Annotated in this window: 12 protein-coding genes; 11 read left to right on the top strand and 1 reads right to left on the bottom strand. The window is 62.9% G+C overall.

Annotation, left to right across the window (positions count from 1 at the left end):
• Position 1 precedes the first annotated feature (1 nt).
• The 10 genes from nuoL (at position 2) to AC07Y0_RS10570 (ending at position 12,201) form a co-directional block, all read left to right on the top strand.
• On the top strand, positions 2 to 2,002 hold the full coding sequence (gene nuoL, locus AC07Y0_RS10615) for an NADH-quinone oxidoreductase subunit L (RefSeq protein WP_498677020.1): 2,001 nt from the start codon (positions 2 to 4) through the stop codon (positions 2,000 to 2,002).
• The gene (locus AC07Y0_RS10610; protein WP_498677019.1) at positions 2,002 to 3,513 is read left to right on the top strand and encodes an NADH-quinone oxidoreductase subunit M; all 1,512 of its coding nucleotides are present in this window, start codon (positions 2,002 to 2,004) and stop codon (positions 3,511 to 3,513) included. The genes nuoL and AC07Y0_RS10610 overlap by 1 nt, the downstream gene beginning before the upstream one ends.
• 18 nt (positions 3,514 to 3,531) lie before the next feature.
• Complete coding sequence (nuoN, locus tag AC07Y0_RS10605; protein ID WP_454745496.1) at positions 3,532 to 4,977, top strand: NADH-quinone oxidoreductase subunit NuoN; 1,446 nt, start codon at positions 3,532 to 3,534, stop codon at positions 4,975 to 4,977.
• Positions 4,974 to 5,741, top strand: coding sequence for a biotin--[acetyl-CoA-carboxylase] ligase (locus tag AC07Y0_RS10600; RefSeq protein ID WP_498677016.1), 768 nt, complete (start codon positions 4,974 to 4,976; stop codon positions 5,739 to 5,741). Before nuoN ends, AC07Y0_RS10600 begins: the two co-directional genes overlap by 4 nt.
• A gap of 17 nt (positions 5,742 to 5,758) precedes the next feature.
• Positions 5,759 to 7,426: a ribonuclease J gene (locus AC07Y0_RS10595; RefSeq protein WP_498677014.1), complete on the top strand. Its 1,668-nt coding sequence runs from the start codon at positions 5,759 to 5,761 to the stop codon at positions 7,424 to 7,426.
• A gap of 60 nt (positions 7,427 to 7,486) precedes the next feature.
• Complete coding sequence (gene mce, locus AC07Y0_RS10590) at positions 7,487 to 7,891, top strand: methylmalonyl-CoA epimerase (RefSeq protein WP_498677011.1); 405 nt, start codon at positions 7,487 to 7,489, stop codon at positions 7,889 to 7,891.
• 102 nt (positions 7,892 to 7,993) lie between these two features.
• The gene (locus tag AC07Y0_RS10585; RefSeq protein WP_498677010.1) at positions 7,994 to 8,263 is read left to right on the top strand and encodes a DUF1467 family protein; all 270 of its coding nucleotides are present in this window, start codon (positions 7,994 to 7,996) and stop codon (positions 8,261 to 8,263) included.
• A 586-nt stretch (positions 8,264 to 8,849) separates the two neighbouring features.
• Positions 8,850 to 10,172 (top strand): proline--tRNA ligase, encoded by a 1,323-nt coding sequence (gene proS / locus AC07Y0_RS10580; RefSeq protein ID WP_498677007.1) that lies wholly within the window; start codon positions 8,850 to 8,852, stop codon positions 10,170 to 10,172.
• Positions 10,173 to 10,190: 18 nt separating this feature from the next.
• Entirely contained in the window at positions 10,191 to 11,498 is a 1,308-nt protein-coding gene (locus AC07Y0_RS10575; RefSeq protein WP_498677006.1) for a lipoprotein-releasing ABC transporter permease subunit, read from the top strand.
• Between the two features lie 13 nt (positions 11,499 to 11,511).
• Entirely contained in the window at positions 11,512 to 12,201 is a 690-nt protein-coding gene (locus AC07Y0_RS10570) for an ABC transporter ATP-binding protein (protein ID WP_498677003.1), read from the top strand.
• Positions 12,202 to 12,222: 21 nt separating this feature from the next.
• Here AC07Y0_RS10570 and AC07Y0_RS10565 read toward each other — a convergent pair whose 3' ends face one another.
• Positions 12,223 to 12,804, bottom strand: a complete 582-nt coding sequence (locus tag AC07Y0_RS10565) for a hypothetical protein (protein WP_498677001.1) — start codon at positions 12,802 to 12,804, stop codon at positions 12,223 to 12,225.
• Between the two features lie 353 nt (positions 12,805 to 13,157).
• On the opposite strand from AC07Y0_RS10565, the gene dnaE reads away from it, so the two are divergent.
• Entirely contained in the window at positions 13,158 to 16,658 is a 3,501-nt protein-coding gene (gene dnaE, locus AC07Y0_RS10560) for a DNA polymerase III subunit alpha (RefSeq protein ID WP_498676999.1), read from the top strand.
• Positions 16,659 to 16,661: the final 3 nt, after the last annotated feature.

Here is a 16,661-nt window from a genome sequence, read left to right as displayed (position 1 = left end):
TATGCTCATCTACAAGGCTATCGTCTTTCTTCCGCTGATCGGCGCTCTCATCGCCGGCCTGTTCGGCCGCCAGATCGGCGCCAAGGCTTCGGAATACATCACCAGCGGTCTGATGATCATCGTCGCCGTGCTGTCGTGGATCGTCTTCATCAATGTCGGCCTCGGTCATGGCGAAGGCCAAGAGGTCATCAAGGTCTCTGTCCTGCGCTGGATCCAGTCCGGCGGCATCGATGTCGAATGGTCGCTGCGCATCGACACGCTGACCGCCGTCATGCTGGTCGTTGTCAACACTGTGTCGACGCTCGTGCACATCTACTCGATCGGCTACATGCACCACGATCCGCATCGGCCGCGCTTCTTCGCCTACCTCTCGCTGTTCACCTTCGCCATGCTGATGCTGGTGACCTCGGACAACCTGCTGCAGATGTTCTTCGGCTGGGAAGGCGTGGGTCTGGCCTCGTATCTGCTGATCGGTTTCTGGTTCAAGAAGCCCTCGGCTGCCGCAGCTGCCATGAAGGCCTTCATCGTCAACCGCGTCGGCGACTTTGGCTTCATCCTCGGCATCGCCGCGATCTTCGTGCTGTTCGGTTCGATCAACTTCGAGACGATCTTCGCTGCCGCCCAGACCTATCTGCCGGCCGAAGGCGCGGAAAGCACGGAAGCGGTCATCAACCTGTTCGGCATGAGCCTTGACAAGGGCCATGCGATCACCGCCGTCTGCCTGCTGCTGTTCATGGGCGCCATGGGCAAGTCGGCACAGTTCCTGCTGCACACCTGGCTGCCGGACGCGATGGAAGGCCCGACCCCGGTCTCAGCCCTGATCCATGCTGCAACCATGGTCACCGCCGGCGTCTTCCTCGTCGCCCGCATGTCGCCGCTGTTCGAACTCTCGCCGGATGCGCTGACCTTCGTCACCCTGATCGGTGCGATCACCGCTTTCTTTGCGGCGACCGTCGGCCTGGTGCAGAACGACATCAAGCGCGTCATCGCTTATTCGACCTGCTCGCAGCTCGGCTACATGTTCGTGGCGCTCGGCGTCGGAGCCTATGGCGCGGCGATCTTCCACCTGTTCACGCACGCCTTCTTCAAGGCGCTCCTCTTCCTCGGCGCCGGCTCGGTCATCCATGCCGTCGACGGCGAACAGGACATGCGCTACATGGGCGGTCTCCGGAAGCACATTCCCTACACGTTCTGGGCCATGACCATCGGCACGCTGGCGCTGACCGGCGTCGGCATCCCGGGCACGATGATCGGTTTCGCCGGCTTCTTCTCCAAGGACGTGATCATCGAATCGGCTTTCGCCTCGCATTCGAGCGTCGCCGGCTTCGCCTTCACGCTGCTCGTCATCGCCGCGCTGTTCACCAGCTTCTACTCCTGGCGCCTGGCCTTCATGACCTTCTTCGGCAAGCCGCGCGCTTCGGCCGACGTGATGCACCATGTGCATGAATCGCCGATGGTCATGCTGCTGCCGCTTGTCGTGCTGGTGCTCGGCGCCGTCTTCGCCGGCGTCGTCTTCGAAGGCTATTTCTTCGGTCACGAATATGCCGAGTTCTGGAAGGGTGCGCTGTTCACCGGGCCTGAGAACGAGATCCTGGAAGAGTTCCACCACGTCCCGACCTGGGTCAAGTGGAGCCCCTTCGTCGCCATGCTGACCGGCTTCGTCACCGCCTGGTACATGTATATCAAGTCGCCCTCGACGCCGAAGGTCCTCGCAGAGCAGCATCGCGTGCTCTACCAGTTCCTGCTCAACAAGTGGTACTTCGACGAACTCTACGACCTTCTGTTCGTCCGTTCCGCCAAGGCGCTGGGCCGCTTCCTGTGGAAGAAGGGTGACGTCGGCGTCATCGACGCCTACGGCCCCGACGGTGTCGCCGCCGGCGTCGCCGGCCTGACCCAGCGTGTCGTCCGCCTGCAGTCTGGCTACCTCTATCACTATGCCTTCGCGATGCTGATTGGTATCGCGGCCCTTGTTACCTGGATGATGCTCGGGAGTTCCTTCTGATGACCGATTGGCCCATTCTCTCGACGGTCACCTTTCTGCCGCTGGTCGGCGTGGCGTTGCTCCTCCTGACGCGCCAGGACACCAGCATCGGCCGCCGCAACATCCTCAATGTCTCGCTTCTGACGACGGTATTCACCTTCGTCGTCTCGCTCTTCGTCTGGATCGGCTTCGACAATTCGAACGCCGGCTTCCAGATGGTCGAGAAGAGCGAATGGCTGGGCACCGGCATCGCCTATCACCTCGGCGTCGACGGCATTTCCATGCTGTTCGTCATCCTGACGACGATGCTCATGCCGTTCTGCATTCTCGCCAGCTGGGTTTCGGTCGAGAAGCGCATCAAGGAATACATGATCGCATTCCTGATCCTCGAAACCCTGATGATCGGTGTCTTCGTCTCGCTCGACATCGTTCTGTTCTACGTGTTCTTCGAGGCCGGCCTGATCCCGATGTTCATCATCATCGGTGTCTGGGGCGGCAAGGATCGCGTCTACGCCTCCTACAAGTTCTTCCTCTACACGCTGCTCGGCTCCGTGTTGATGCTGCTCGCCATCATGGCCATGTACTGGAATGCCGGCACGACCGACATCACGCAGCTGCTGAACCACAAGTTCCCGGCCGAGATGCAGACCTGGCTATGGCTCGCCTTCTTCGCCTCGTTTGCGGTCAAGATGCCGATGTGGCCGGTCCACACCTGGCTTCCCGACGCCCACGTCCAGGCGCCGACCGCCGGTTCGATGATCCTGGCGGGTATCCTGCTGAAGCTCGGCGGCTATGGTCTGCTGCGCTTCTCGCTGCCGATGTTCCCGCTGGCCTCCGATTTCTTCGCGCCGATGGTGTTCACGCTCTCCGTCATCGCCATCATCTACACCTCGCTGGTGGCGCTGATGCAGGACGACATGAAGAAGGTCATCGCCTATTCCTCCGTCGCCCACATGGGTTACGTGACGATGGGTACCTTCGCCGCCAATACCCAGGGCGTGCAGGGCGCGATCTTCCAGATGATCAGCCACGGCTTCGTTTCCGCCGCGCTCTTCTTCTGCGTCGGCGTGATCTATGACCGCATGCACACCCGCGAGATCGCCGCCTATGGGGGCCTCGCCAACAACATGCCGAAATATGCCACGGCCTTCATGATCTTCACCATGGCGAATGTCGGCCTTCCGGGCACGTCCGGCTTCGTCGGCGAATTCCTGACCCTGATCGGCGCCTTCCGCGCCAATACCTGGGTCGCGCTGTTCGCCGCCACCGGTGTCATCCTCTCGGCCGCCTACGCGCTCTGGCTCTATCGCCGGGTTGTCTTCGGTGCGCTGGAGAAGGAAAGCCTGAAGGGTCTGCTCGATCTGTCGCTGCGCGAGAAGTTCATTCTCTACCCGCTGATTGCGCTGACGATCTTCTTCGGCGTCTACCCGGCTCCGATCTTCGACGCCACGGCCGCATCGGTCGACCTTCTCGTGAACAACTACGAAGCCGCACTGCAGGCAGCGCAATCCGTTGCGCTCATCGCGAACTGACGACAGGATCCATTGGACATGACCCCTGAAACACTCCTCGCTAGTCTGCATCTGGTCACGCCGGAACTGATCCTCGCGGTCGGCGCTCTGGTGTTGCTGATGATCGGCGTCTTCTCCGGCGAGAAGTCGGCGACGACCGTCATGGGCCTCGCTGTCGCACTGCTGATCGCGTCGGGCCTGTGGATGATCCTGGTTCCGGCCGAGGGCACCGCGTTTGGCGGCGCCTATCTGGCGGACGGCTTCGCCCGCTTCATGAAGGTGCTGGCCCTGGTCGGTTCGATCACCGCCATGATCATGGCGGTCGGCCATGCCCGCCGCGACCATCTCGACAAGTTCGAGTTCCCGGTCCTGCTGGTGCTGGCGACGCTTGGCATCATGCTGATGATCTCGGCCAACGACCTGATCTCGCTCTACCTGTCGCTCGAACTGCAGTCGCTGGCGCTCTACGTCGTCGCCGCGATCAACCGCGACAGCCTTCGCTCGACCGAAGCCGGCCTGAAATACTTCGTTCTCGGCGCGCTGTCGTCGGGCATGCTGCTCTACGGCATGTCGCTGGTCTACGGTTTTACCGGCAATACCGGCTTCGACGAGATCGCCACCGTGCTGGCTGCCGGCAAGCCGGGCCTCGGCCTGATCTTCGGTCTGGTCTTCATCCTCGCCGGCCTCGCCTTCAAGATTTCGGCCGTTCCGTTCCACATGTGGACGCCGGACGTCTACGAAGGTGCGCCGACCCCGGTCACCGCCTTCCTGGCCGCCGCCCCGAAGATCGGCGCCATGGCGATCATCGTGCGCATCGTCATCGACGCCTTCCTGCCGGTCTTCGCCGAATGGCAGCAGATCGTCGTCTTCATCGCGATCGCCTCGATGCTGCTCGGCTCGTTTGCCGCGATCGGCCAGCGCAACATCAAGCGACTGATGGCCTATTCGTCGATCGGACACATGGGCTACGCCCTCGTGGGACTCGCCGCCGGAACCGAAACCGGCGTCACCGGCGTCATCACCTATATGCTGATCTACCTCATCATGACGCTCGGCACCTTCGCCTGCATTATGGCGATGAAGCAGAAGGAAGGCGGCAATGTCGAGAACATCGACGATCTCGCCGGCCTGTCGACCACCAAGCCGTTCATGGCCATCGTACTGACCGCGCTGATGTTCTCGCTGGCCGGCATTCCGCCGCTCGCGGGCTTCTTCGGGAAGTACTTCGTCTTCGTCGCCGCCATCGAAGCCAAGCTCTATGCCTTGGCCATCATCGGCGTGCTCTCGTCGGTCGTTGGCGCCTTCTACTATCTGCGCGTCGTCAAGGTCATGTGGTTCGACGAAGCCAAGGGTGAGTTCTCGCGCATCGCCGGCGAACTCCGCCTCGTCTTCGGCCTCTCCGGTCTGTTCGTCGTCGGCTACGTGCTGGTCGGCGGGCCGCTCGGTACTGCCGCCGAAGCTGCCGCCAAGACGCTCTTTAATTGAGCGAGGGCCGCAGACAGCGCCGGTTGTCGCTCGACGACTTCCGGCATGAGGCCCTCGGCGCCGTCGCGTCGACCAATACGGAATGCCTCGCCCGCGCTCGCGCGGGCGATTTCGGTTTGCTCTGGATCACCGCCGACAGCCAGACCGGAGGACGCGGCCGTCGTGGCCGGGCGTGGCGTTCGGAGCCTGGCAATCTCTATGCGTCGCTTCTGCTGATCGACCCCGCGCCGATTGAGCGGATGGCGTCGTTGCCGCTCGCGGTGGCGTTGGCCGTGCACGGGGCGATCCGCAAGGTGCTTCCCGCCGATGCTCCGCCGCTCGAAGTCAAGTGGCCCAACGACATCCTGATCGGCCGCAGGAAGACCTGCGGCATCCTGCTCGAAGGCGAGCGGCTGGCCGACGGACGCTATGCGCTGGTGATCGGCATCGGCATCAACATTCGTGCCAAGCCGGAAGAGACGGCCTATCCCGTGACCTCGCTCAACGATCACGGGGTCTTTGTCTCGCCGGCGGAGCTCTTTGCCCACCTGTTCGCCAGCATGGCCGACATCCTGGCGATCTGGGACGAGGGCAGGGGGATCGCCGGGATCGTCAGACGCTGGCGCGCGGTCGCCTGCGGCATAGGCGAAAAAATCACGGTGAACCTGCCGGACCGGTCGATTTCCGGTTACTTTTGCGGAATCGATGATAAAGGCATGCTGATACTCGACCGCGGCGAAGATGGCCGCATGGCGATCGCTGCTGGCGACGTCTTCTTCGGGTGAACTGGATCAAGGAAAGAATGGCAAAGAACGAAGAACTGGTGTTCGTGCCGCTGGGCGGCGTCGGCGAAATCGGCATGAACCTCGCACTCTATGGCTACGGCGCGCCGTCGAGCCGCGAATGGATCATGGTCGATTGCGGCGTGACCTTCCCAGGTCCCGATCTGCCGGGCGTCGATCTCGTGCTTGCCGATGTCAGCTTCATCGCCGCCCGCAAGAACAAGCTCAAGGCGATCATCATCACCCATGCCCATGAGGACCACTATGGCGGCCTCAACGACATCTGGCCGGGCCTCAATGTGCCCGTCTATGGCTCGGGGTTCACCGCCGGCATGCTGGAAGCCAAGCGCGACTACGAAGGCAGCCGGGCAAAGATCCCGGTAACCCCGTTCAAGGCCGGCGACGTGATCAATGTCGGCCCGTTCTCGATCGAGGCGGTCGGCGTCAACCACTCGATTCCCGAGCCGATGTCGCTGGTCATCCGCACGCCGCTCGGCAACGTCATCCACACCGGCGACTGGAAGATCGACCATCATCCCTCGCTTGGGCCGCTGACCGACGAAGCCCGTTTCCGCGCAATCGGCGACGAGGGCGTGCTCGCCGTGATGTGCGACAGCACCAATTCCATGCGCGACGGCGTTTCTCCCTCGGAGGAACAGGTCTCGGAGGGGCTGCGCCAGATCATCGAGGCGGCCGAAGGTCGCGTCGCGATCACCACCTTCTCGTCGAATGTCGGCCGTATCCGTTCGATCGCCCAGGCGGCCGAAGCGGCCGGCCGTGAGGTCCTGCTGCTCGGCTCGTCGCTGAAGCGCGTCTGCGCCGTCGCCGACGATCTCGGCATCATGCAGGGCTTGAAGCCCTTCATCGCCGAAGACGAGTTCGGCTTCATCCCGCGCGACAAGGTCGTCATCATCCTGACCGGCAGCCAGGGCGAGCCGCGTGCAGCGCTCGCCAAGATCGCCCGCGACGAGATGCGCAACGTGGCGCTGACGGCCGGCGACACCGTGGTCTTCTCGTCGCGCACCATTCCGGGCAATGAAAAGGCCATCATCGAGATCAAGAACGGTCTGATGGAGCAGGGCATTCACATCGTCACCGACAGCGAGGCGCTGGTCCACGTATCGGGCCATCCGCGGCGCAACGAGCTGTTGCAGATGTACGAATGGACGAGACCGCAGATTCTCGTGCCCGTGCATGGCGAGGCCGCCCATCTGATTTCGCAGGCGGAGCTGGCCGGGCAGGCCGGTATCGAGAGCGTGCCGCGCGTGCGCAACGGCGACATGCTGCGTCTGGCGCCCGGCCCCGCGGAGGTCATCGACCAGGTGCCGCATGGCCGTATTTACAAGGACGGCAAGCTGCTTGGCGATCTCGACGAGATGGGCATCGCCAACCGGCGCAAGCTCTCCTATGTCGGCCATGTCGCCATCAACGTGTTGCTGGACAGCAAGCTGGAGTTCCTCGGCGATCCCGGATTGATCACTTTCGGCCTGCCGCAATACGACCAGGAAGGCGAATCCATGGAGGACACCCTCTATGACGCCGTTCTCGGCGCGGTCGAGAGCATTCCGCGCGCCAGGCGCAAGGATCTGGAGATGGTGCGCGAGAGCATCCGCCGTGCGGTGCGCGGCACGGCCAACGATGCCTGGGGCAAGAAGCCGATCGTCACCGTGTTCGTGACCAAAGTCTGAATGATCTTCGCGGCGAAGCTGGTATAGCTTCGCCGCGTTTCGTCTTTTAAGGAGACTGCCATGCTTGGACGCGTCAATCACGTCGCCATCGCCGTTCCGGACCTCGTCGCTGCGACCACATCCTACCGCGATACGCTCGGTGCGCATGTCTCGCAGGCGCAGGCCCTGCCGGAGCATGGCGTCACCGTCGTCTTCGTCGAACTGCCGAACACCAAGATCGAACTGCTTGAGCCGCTCGGCGCGGACTCACCGATTGCCGCCTTTCTCGCCAAGAACCCGGGTGGCGGCATGCACCACATCTGCTACGAGGTCGAGGACATCCTGGCCGCGCGCGACCAACTGGCCAGCGGCGGTGCGCGGGTGCTCGGCGGTGGCGAGCCGAAGATCGGCGCCCACGGCAAGCCGGTGTTGTTCCTACATCCCAAGGACTTCTACGGAACGCTGATCGAACTCGAACAGGTCTGAACCCGGAGCGGACTTGGCATTTGCACCGCGCCGCGAGCGGTCCTATAAGTCGCCCGAGGCCCTGCATATCATCTGTGCCGGGCAGCCATAGGAACCCTGACAATGCCCATCCTCTCCGCCGTTGCGGTCTATTTCGTCATCTGGTGGATCACGCTGTTCGCCATTCTGCCGATCGGCATGCGAACCCAGGCCGAGGCCGATGAGGTTGTCCCGGGGAGTGTCGAGAGTGCGCCGGCGCGTTTTCGCGGCGGTAAGGTTGTGCTGATGACCACGGTCGTTTCGGCCGTCATCTATGGCGGCTGGTATGTCGTGACGTCCTATTTCGGCGTGGGCCTCGACAGCCTGCCCAACTTCCTTCCCAAATTCGACTGATTGCCTCGCTCGCCAGCGCGCGCCCAAAGACGAGTCTATGCAGGCAGCCTGACTCAGATCCGCAGAAGTTTCGTTCAAGTCATTGTGATTTCGGCAGAAACTGCGGACCGTCTTGGCTCCGCCTGAAGCCTCTCGATCTCTGAAGGCAAAAAAAAACAAGGTCCGAAGACCTTGTTCAAGTATCGCGTGATCCTTCACCATTTAAGGGGCTGCGAACGAGCGCGCCTAAGATCTGATCCTCCCAAGACTTGACCGCGAGTTGGCAAGAATTTGAACTCCCTGCCTCTTTTATGGGCTCACGCTAGCCCAACTTGTGCGCTTTGTCACCCCATTTTTTGCATATTTGCTACAGTCGCCAAAAAAAATCCACAGGGTCGGATTTGTCGCAGGGGAAGTGACGCAGAGCCGCATTCGGGCGACTTCGGCGGCATTCGTCAGCCATCTGCGATCGCCCTGTGGGTGACGGGCCGGCGCGGCGTTGGCGGGTTTTCTTCGCGGAGGGAAACCGCTATGAACGCTTCGAGAATTACCCTCGTCATGGCTGATTCCGCTGGTTTCGCGGAATCCTCAACTGTTGGAACCTGTTATGCGTCTTTCGCGCTATTTCCTGCCGATCCTCAAGGAAAACCCCAAGGAAGCGGAGATCGTCTCCCACCGCCTGATGCTGCGCGCCGGGATGATCCGGCAGCAGAGCCAGGGCATCTATTCCTGGCTGCCGCTCGGCAAGCGCGTGCTCGACAAGGTTAATGCCATCATCCGCGAGGAACAGAACCGCGCCGGCGCGATCGAACTGCTGATGCCGACGCTGCAATCGGCCGAACTCTGGCAGGAAAGCGGCCGCTACGAGGACTACGGCAAGGAAATGCTGCGCATCAAGGACCGCCAGGAGCGGCCGATGCTCTACGGTCCGACCAATGAGGAAATGGTCACGGACATTTTCCGCTCCTCGGTCAAGTCCTACAAGGACCTGCCGCTCAACCTCTATCATATCCAGCTGAAGTTCCGCGACGAGATCCGCCCGCGTTTCGGCACGATGCGCTCGCGCGAATTCCTGATGAAGGATGCCTATTCCTTCGACCTCACCCAGGACGACGCGATCCACTCCTACAACAAGATGTTCGCCGCCTATCTGCGGACCTTCTCCCGCCTCGGCTTGCGGGCGATCCCGATGCGCGCCGATACCGGCCCGATCGGCGGCAATCACAGCCACGAATTCATCATTCTGGCTGACACCGGCGAATCCGAAGTCTTCAGCCACAAGAGCTTCGTCGACTTCGACATTCCGGCCGAAGATACCGATTTCGATGACGTCGCCGGTCTCCAGGCGATCTTCGACAAATGGACCTCGGTCTATGCCGCGACCTCGGAAATGCATGACGAGGCCGCCTTCAACGCCATTCCCGAGAGCGATCGCCTCTCGGCCCGCGGCATCGAGGTCGGCCATATCTTCTATTTCGGCACCAAATACTCCGAGCCGATGGGCGCCAAGGTCCAGGGTCCGGACGGCAAGGAGCACCTTGTCCACATGGGGTCCTACGGTATCGGCCCGACCCGCCTTGTTCCCGCCATCATCGAAGCCTCGCATGACGAGAACGGAATCATCTGGCCGGATTCGGTTGCGCCGTTCGACTGCATGGTCATCAACATGAAGTCGGGCGATGCGGCCTGCGACGCGGCCTGCGACAGGCTCTACGGCGCTCTGACCAAGGCTGGCAAGGACGTGCTCTATGACGACACCGACGACCGTGCCGGAACCAAGTTCGCGACCGCCGACCTGATCGGCGTTCCCGTGCAGATCATTGCCGGCCCGCGCTCGGTCGCCAATGGCGAGATCGAGATCAAGGACCGCAAGACCGGTGCGCGCGAGACGATGACCATCGAGGCCGCCATCAACAAGCTGGTCGGATAACCCGGCCCAGGAGACGACATGACGAGTGCATCCTCCGCCAATGAGACGGCCGGAGCCGGAAGCGGCGGCGCCGCCCGGCCTTTCTCCGCCTTCGAGCGCATGGTCGCGTGGCGCTATCTGCGCGCCCGGCGGAAGGAAGCCTTCATCTCGGTGATCGCCGGCTTCTCCTTCTTCGGCATCATGCTGGGGGTGGCGACGCTGATCATCGTCATGGCGGTGATGAACGGTTTCCGTACCGAACTCATATCCCGCATCCTCGGCATCAACGGCCACATGATCGTCCAGACGGCCGCCGGGCCGCTGGACAACTACGCGGAGCTGGCGACCAAGTTCGCAGCCGTGCCGGGCGTCACCATGGCGCTGCCGCTCGTCGAGGGCCAGACGCTGGCCTCCGGCCGCGCCGGGGCCGGAACCGGCGCGCTGGTGCGCGGCATCCGCTCCGAGGACATGACGAGGCTCACCACCGTCTCCGGCAATATCCGCGCCGGCGATCTGGTGGGCTTTGCCGCCGGGCAGGGGGTGCTGGTCGGTTCGCGCATGGCCGCCGATCTCGGCATCACGGCCGGCGATACGATCACGCTGGTCTCGCCCGAAGGCGACATCACCCCGCTCGGGGTCAATCCGCGCGTCAAGGCCTATCCGGTTTCGGGCGTCTTCGAGATCGGCATGTCGGAATATGACGCGTCGATCATCTACATGCCGCTCGAGGAATCGCAGCTCTACTTCAACGCCGAAGGCCTGGTGCAGTCGATCGAACTGTTCGTAACCGATCCGGACGCGGTCGACGAGATGCGGCCCAAGATCGAGCAAGCCGCCGGGCGGGAAATCCTGATCACCGACTGGCGTCAGCGCAACCAGACCTTCTTCTCCGCCCTGCAGGTGGAGCGCAACGTGATGTTCATGATCCTCACCCTGATCGTGCTGGTGGCGGCGCTTAACATCATTTCCGGCCTGATCATGCTGGTGAAGGACAAGTCGAGCGACATCGCCATCCTGCGCACCATGGGCGCCAGCGCCAACGCCATCATGCGGATCTTCTTCATGACCGGCGCGGCGATCGGCACGGCCGGGACGTTCGCGGGCGTGCTGCTCGGCGTGGTCGTCTGTCTCAACATCGAGTCGATCCGCGGCTTCTTCTCCTGGGTTTCGGGCACGGTGCTGTTCGATCCCGAACTCTACTTCCTCAGCAAGCTGCCCGCTGACATGAACGTCGGCGAGACGGTGTCCGTCGTCGTCATGGCGCTCAGCCTCTCCTTCCTGGCGACGATCTTCCCGGCCTGGCGCGCCTCGCGCCTCGATCCGGTCCAGGCCCTGCGCTACGAATAAGGATACTGGTCCCATGGCCACCGACACCGTTCTTTCGCTTTCCGGCATCGACCGCCACTACGGGCAGGGCGAAATGATCCTCAGCATCCTCAAGGGTGCCAATTTCAGCCTGAGGAGCGGCGAGACCGTCGCCCTCGTCGCCCCTTCGGGCACCGGCAAGTCGACGCTCCTGCATATTGCAGGCCTGCTCGAGCATCCGGATGCAGGTGAAGTGACGCTGGGCGGCGTCCCCTGCCAGGACCTGTCGGACGAGCGCCGCACCACCATGCGCCGCCATTCCGTGGGCTTCGTCTACCAGTTCCATCACCTGCTGCCGGAATTCTCAGCGCTGGAAAACATCATGATGCCGCAGCTGATCGCCGGTCTTTCGCGCGAGGAAGCCCGCGAGCGCGCGTCGCAGCTGCTCGACTACATGCGCGTTGGCCATCGCGGCGAACACCGCCCGGCGGAGCTCTCCGGCGGGGAACAGCAGCGCGTCGCCATCGCCCGCGCGGTCGCCAATGCGCCGCTGGTGCTCCTGGCCGACGAACCGACCGGCAATCTCGACCCGGAGACCGCGTCCTACGTCTTTTCCGCGCTGGAGGCGCTGGTCCGGCAGTCGGGCCTTGCGGCCCTCATCGCCACACACAATCACGAGCTCGCCCGCCGGATGGACCGCTGCGTGACGCTGATCGACGGACAGGTGGTCGATTTCGTCGCATAGTCGATGAGGGGGCGGGATCGTCTAGGAGTGCCCGCAAGCCGTGCTGCCGATCTCGTCGGTCCAATCCTCGATCGACACGGTCCTCGGTGCCACGCTTCGGGCGGTTTCGTCCCGCGTCAGCTTGCCGGTCACGACATTGTAGTCGCAGGAACCGCTGTCATTATCGATCGTGTCATAGTCGCTATAGGTGTAGCCGGCGACGATGAACCGGCCCCCGCGATAGGCAAGCGTCAGGGTCTTTTCCCAGCGATCTCGGCCGATGCTGGAGTTGTGCGACATCACGGCGATGGAGCCGTTGGCAAGCGCCGTGATCGCCGGGTCCCGGCCATATAAGCCATCCAGTCTGGTATTGCCCCAGACCTTGTCCGGTGCTGCTGTCACCAGCCTCAGCAGGCCGCGATCGCTCTCCGTGACATAGAGATAAATGCCGACGACCTCGTCATCGCTGCCGGGGGCAACGAGCAGGGCCAGATCCGTCGCTCCGTCCTTGTTCCAGTCGCCCGACGCTCCGGCGACAATCCGCTCGGCCGGAAACGGCTGGGCAGGAACACCCGTGGCCGGCAGCAGCCCCACCGAAACCAAGAAAAAGAACTGCCTGATCACTGCCCATCCCCTAAAGCGCCATCAGCGCAGTCTGTCGGACTTCCGGCACGAAGTCACGCGAGAGAGCGACTTATAATGGTATTGACACGTGAACAAAGAAGGAACATAAAAGAAACATAACGAGTAAGGAGAGAGCCATGACCGAAATTCTTCGTGACGTCGCCGCATTCGCCTCGATTTCCATGTTTGTCGCCAGCGTTTCGGTGATCATGTTGGCGCTCTGATCCTCCGCCTTCCGCCCGCTTGCCCTAAAGCTGTAGAGAGCGCCCTTTCAGGGCAAACTGTTCTGGACTTCCCCTGCCGCTCGGCCGAAAATCACGGCTGATTCAGATGCGGTACGAGGATTGGTCTCTATGGGCGATATGGCAGCAGGCGCGAGCGGTTCGGAACCGGTCGGCACAGATCCCGGTTTCGTCCATCTGCGGCTGCATTCGGCCTTCTCCCTGCTGGAGGGTGCGCTGCCGCTGAAGAAGATTCTCAGCAAGGCCGTCGCCGACAATCAGCCGGCGATCGCCATCACCGACACCAACAATCTGTTCGTCGCCCTCGAATTTTCGCAGAAGGCGATCGGTGACGGCCTGCAGCCGATCATCGGCTGCCAGCTGTCGATCGACATGGAAGATGCCGGCGGCGAGAAGCGCAGCGGCCAGTCGTCGGTCAGCGCCTATCCGGCGATCGTCCTTCTGGCCGCCGATGCCGGCGGCTATGAGCATCTGGTCGATCTGGTCAGCCGGGCCTATCTCGGCGGCGATTCCTCGCAGGCCGTGCACATATGCATGTCTTGGCTGGAAGAGCTGGGCACCGACGGCCTGATCGTGCTCACGGGTGCGGCCAAGGGTCCGGTCGACCTGGCTGTCAAGGAGGGGCACCGTGCCCAGGCCGAGGCGCGGCTTCTGGAACTCAAGCGTCTGTTCGGCGACCGTCTCTATATCGAATTGCAGCGCCATGGCGAATTCGACCGTGGCCACGAGCGCCGCATGGTGGCGCTGGCCTATGAGCACGATATTCCTCTGGTTGCCACCAACGAGGCCTTTTTTCCGTCGCGCGACGACTATGAGGCCCATGACGCGCTGATGGCGGTCGCCCACAATGCGATCGTCTCCGACGACAATCGTTTTCGCCTGACGCCGGATCACTATCTCAAGAGCCGGAAGGAGATGCGGGCGCTGTTTGCCGATCTGCCGGAGGCGCTGGACAATACGGTCGAGATCGCCCGGCGGTGCGCCTTCGTGCTCGACACGCGCAAGCCGATCCTGCCGCGCTTCACCGGCGGCAGCGACGATCCGCTGGAGGCCGAGCGCGCCGAGGCGCTCGAACTGCGCCGCCAGGCGGAGGAGGGGCTGGACGGACGTCTCGCGGCGCTTGGCATGGCCCCGGGCTATGTCGAGAAGGATTACCGCGAACGGCTGGAGTTCGAACTCGGCGTCATCGAGCGTATGAAGTTTCCGGGCTACTTCCTGATCGTTTCCGACTTCATCAAATGGGCCAAGCAGCATGACATTCCCGTCGGTCCGGGCCGCGGCTCGGGCGCGGGCTCGCTGGTCGCCTATGCGCTGACCATCACCGACGTCGATCCGCTGCGCTTCTCGCTGCTGTTCGAACGCTTCCTCAATCCGGAACGCGTGTCGATGCCCGACTTCGACATCGACTTCTGCCAGGACCGCCGCGAAGAGGTGATCCGCTACGTGCAGCGCAAATACGGCCGCGAGCAGGTGGCGCAGATCATCACCTTCGGTTCACTGCAGGCGCGTGCGGCGCTGCGCGACGTCGGCCGCGTGCTGGAAATGCCCTATGGCCAGGTCGACAAGATCTGCAAGCTGGTGCCGAACAACCCGGCCAACCCAACGCCGCTGTCGAAGGCGATCGAGGAGGAGCCGAAGCTGCAGGAGGCGGCCGACGAGGAGCCGGTCGTCGCGCGCCTGCTCGACATCGCCCAGAAGATCGAGGGCCTCTACCGTCACGCCTCGACTCATGCCGCCGGCATCGTCATCGGCGACCGCCCGCTGTCGAAGCTGGTGCCGATGTATCGCGATCCGCGTTCCGACATGCCGGTCACCCAGTTCAACATGAAATGGGTCGAGCAGGCTGGCCTCGTCAAATTCGACTTTCTCGGCCTGAAGACGCTGACCGTCCTCAAGACGGCCGTCGACTTCGTGGTGGAGCAGCGCGGCATCAAGGTCGATCTCGCCGCCATCCCGCTCGACGACAAGCTGACCTACGAAATGTTGTCGCGCGGCGAGACGGTCGGCGTGTTCCAGGTGGAAAGTGCCGGCATGCGCAAGGCGCTGATCGGCATGCGTCCCGACTGCATCGAGGACATCATTGCGCTGGTGGCGCTCTATCGTCCGGGCCCGATGGAGAACATCCCGGTCTACAATGCCCGCAAGCATGGCGAGGAGGAGATCGCCTCCATTCATCCGCAGATCGACTACCTGCTGAAGGAGACCCAAGGGGTTATCGTCTATCAGGAACAGGTCATGCAGATCGCCCAGGTCCTGTCGGGCTATTCGCTCGGCGAAGCCGACCTTCTGCGCCGCGCCATGGGCAAGAAGATCAAGGCGGAGATGGACCAGCAGAGCGCCCGCTTCGTCGACGGCGCAATGAAGAACGGCGTGTCCAAGCCGCAGGCGGAAAACATCTTCGAGCTGCTGGCCAAGTTCGCCAACTACGGCTTCAACAAGTCGCACGCCGCCGCCTACGCCATCGTCTCCTACCAGACCGCCTATATGAAGGCGCATTATCCGACCGAGTTCCTCGCCGCGTCGATGACGCTCGACATGGCGAACACGGAAAAGCTCAACGATTTCCGCCAGGATGCCGGCCGTCTCGGCATCGAGATCGTGCCGCCTTCGGTGCAGACCTCGTTCCGCCATTTCCAGACCGGGCCGAACCGCATCTACTATGCGCTGGCGGCGCTCAAGGGCGTCGGCGATTCCGCCGTCCAGCACATTGTCGAGGTCAGGGGCGACAAGCCCTTTGCCAATATCGAGGATTTCTGCCTGCGCATCGATCCGAAGCAGGTGAACCGCCGCGTGTTCGAAAGCCTGATCTGCGCCGGCGCCTTCGATTGCTTCGGCCACGACCGCGCCGAACTCGTGGGCGGCCTCGACCGCATTCTCGGTTATGCCCAGCGCGCCCAGGAAAATGCGGTGAGCGGTCAGTCGGACATGTTCGGTTCCGGCGGCGCGACCGGACCGGAGCGCATCTCATTTCCCGGCTACACCGCCTGGCTGCCGTCGGAGAAGCTGATGCGCGAGTTCCAGGTGCTCGGCTTCTATCTCACCGCCCATCCGCTCGATTCCTATCGCTCGCTGCTCGACAAGATGCGGGTGCAGAGTTTTGCCGATTTCTCCCAGTCGGTCCGCCAGGGCGCGACGGCGGGCCGGCTCGCCGGCACGGTGATCGCCCGCCAGGAGCGCAAGACCCGCACCGGCAACAAGATGGGCATCGTCACCTTTTCCGACGCCTCTGGTCAGTATGAAGCCGTGCTGTTTTCCGAGGGGCTGAACCAGTACCGCGACCTGCTCGAATCCGGCAAGTCGCTCGTCATCACGGTGGCCGCCGAAGAGCGGCCGGAAGGTATCGGCCTGCGGATCCAGACGGCCCAGTCGCTGGAGGAGAAGTCGGTGCAGATGCAGAAGGCGCTGCGCGTCTATGTGCGCGATTCCGGTCCGTTGAAGGCAGTCGCTGCGCATCTCAACACGCGCGGCGATGCGCTCGTCTCCTTCATCGTCATTAAGGACGACGGCCAGCGCGAGATCGAGGTCGAACTCACCGACAAGTTCCGCATCTCGCCCGAGATCGCCGCGGCGCTGCGCACGGCGCCGGGCGTCGTCGATGTCGAACTCGTCTGAGCC

The sequence above is a fragment of the Allorhizobium sp. GW101-3B10 genome, assembly GCF_059424725.1.
Note: the sequence above shows the minus strand (reverse complement) of the source record. Positions and strands in the feature narration are given on the sequence as shown.

Excerpts from the sequence above, each read along its gene's own strand:
- proS (WP_498677007.1), top strand. The coding sequence starts at position 8,850 with ATGCGTCTTTCGCGCTATTTCCTGCCGATCCTCAAGGAAAACCCCAAG.
- nuoN (WP_454745496.1), top strand. The coding sequence starts at position 3,532 with ATGACCCCTGAAACACTCCTCGCTAGTCTGCATCTGGTCACGCCGGAA.
- nuoL (WP_498677020.1), top strand. The coding sequence starts at position 2 with ATGCTCATCTACAAGGCTATCGTCTTTCTTCCGCTGATCGGCGCTCTC.
- AC07Y0_RS10575 (WP_498677006.1), top strand. The coding sequence starts at position 10,191 with ATGACGAGTGCATCCTCCGCCAATGAGACGGCCGGAGCCGGAAGCGGC.
- AC07Y0_RS10595 (WP_498677014.1), top strand. The coding sequence starts at position 5,759 with ATGGCAAAGAACGAAGAACTGGTGTTCGTGCCGCTGGGCGGCGTCGGC.
- AC07Y0_RS10610 (WP_498677019.1), top strand. The coding sequence starts at position 2,002 with ATGACCGATTGGCCCATTCTCTCGACGGTCACCTTTCTGCCGCTGGTC.
- dnaE (WP_498676999.1), top strand. The coding sequence starts at position 13,158 with ATGGGCGATATGGCAGCAGGCGCGAGCGGTTCGGAACCGGTCGGCACA.
- AC07Y0_RS10570 (WP_498677003.1), top strand. The coding sequence starts at position 11,512 with ATGGCCACCGACACCGTTCTTTCGCTTTCCGGCATCGACCGCCACTAC.
- AC07Y0_RS10585 (WP_498677010.1), top strand. The coding sequence starts at position 7,994 with ATGCCCATCCTCTCCGCCGTTGCGGTCTATTTCGTCATCTGGTGGATC.
- mce (WP_498677011.1), top strand. The coding sequence starts at position 7,487 with ATGCTTGGACGCGTCAATCACGTCGCCATCGCCGTTCCGGACCTCGTC.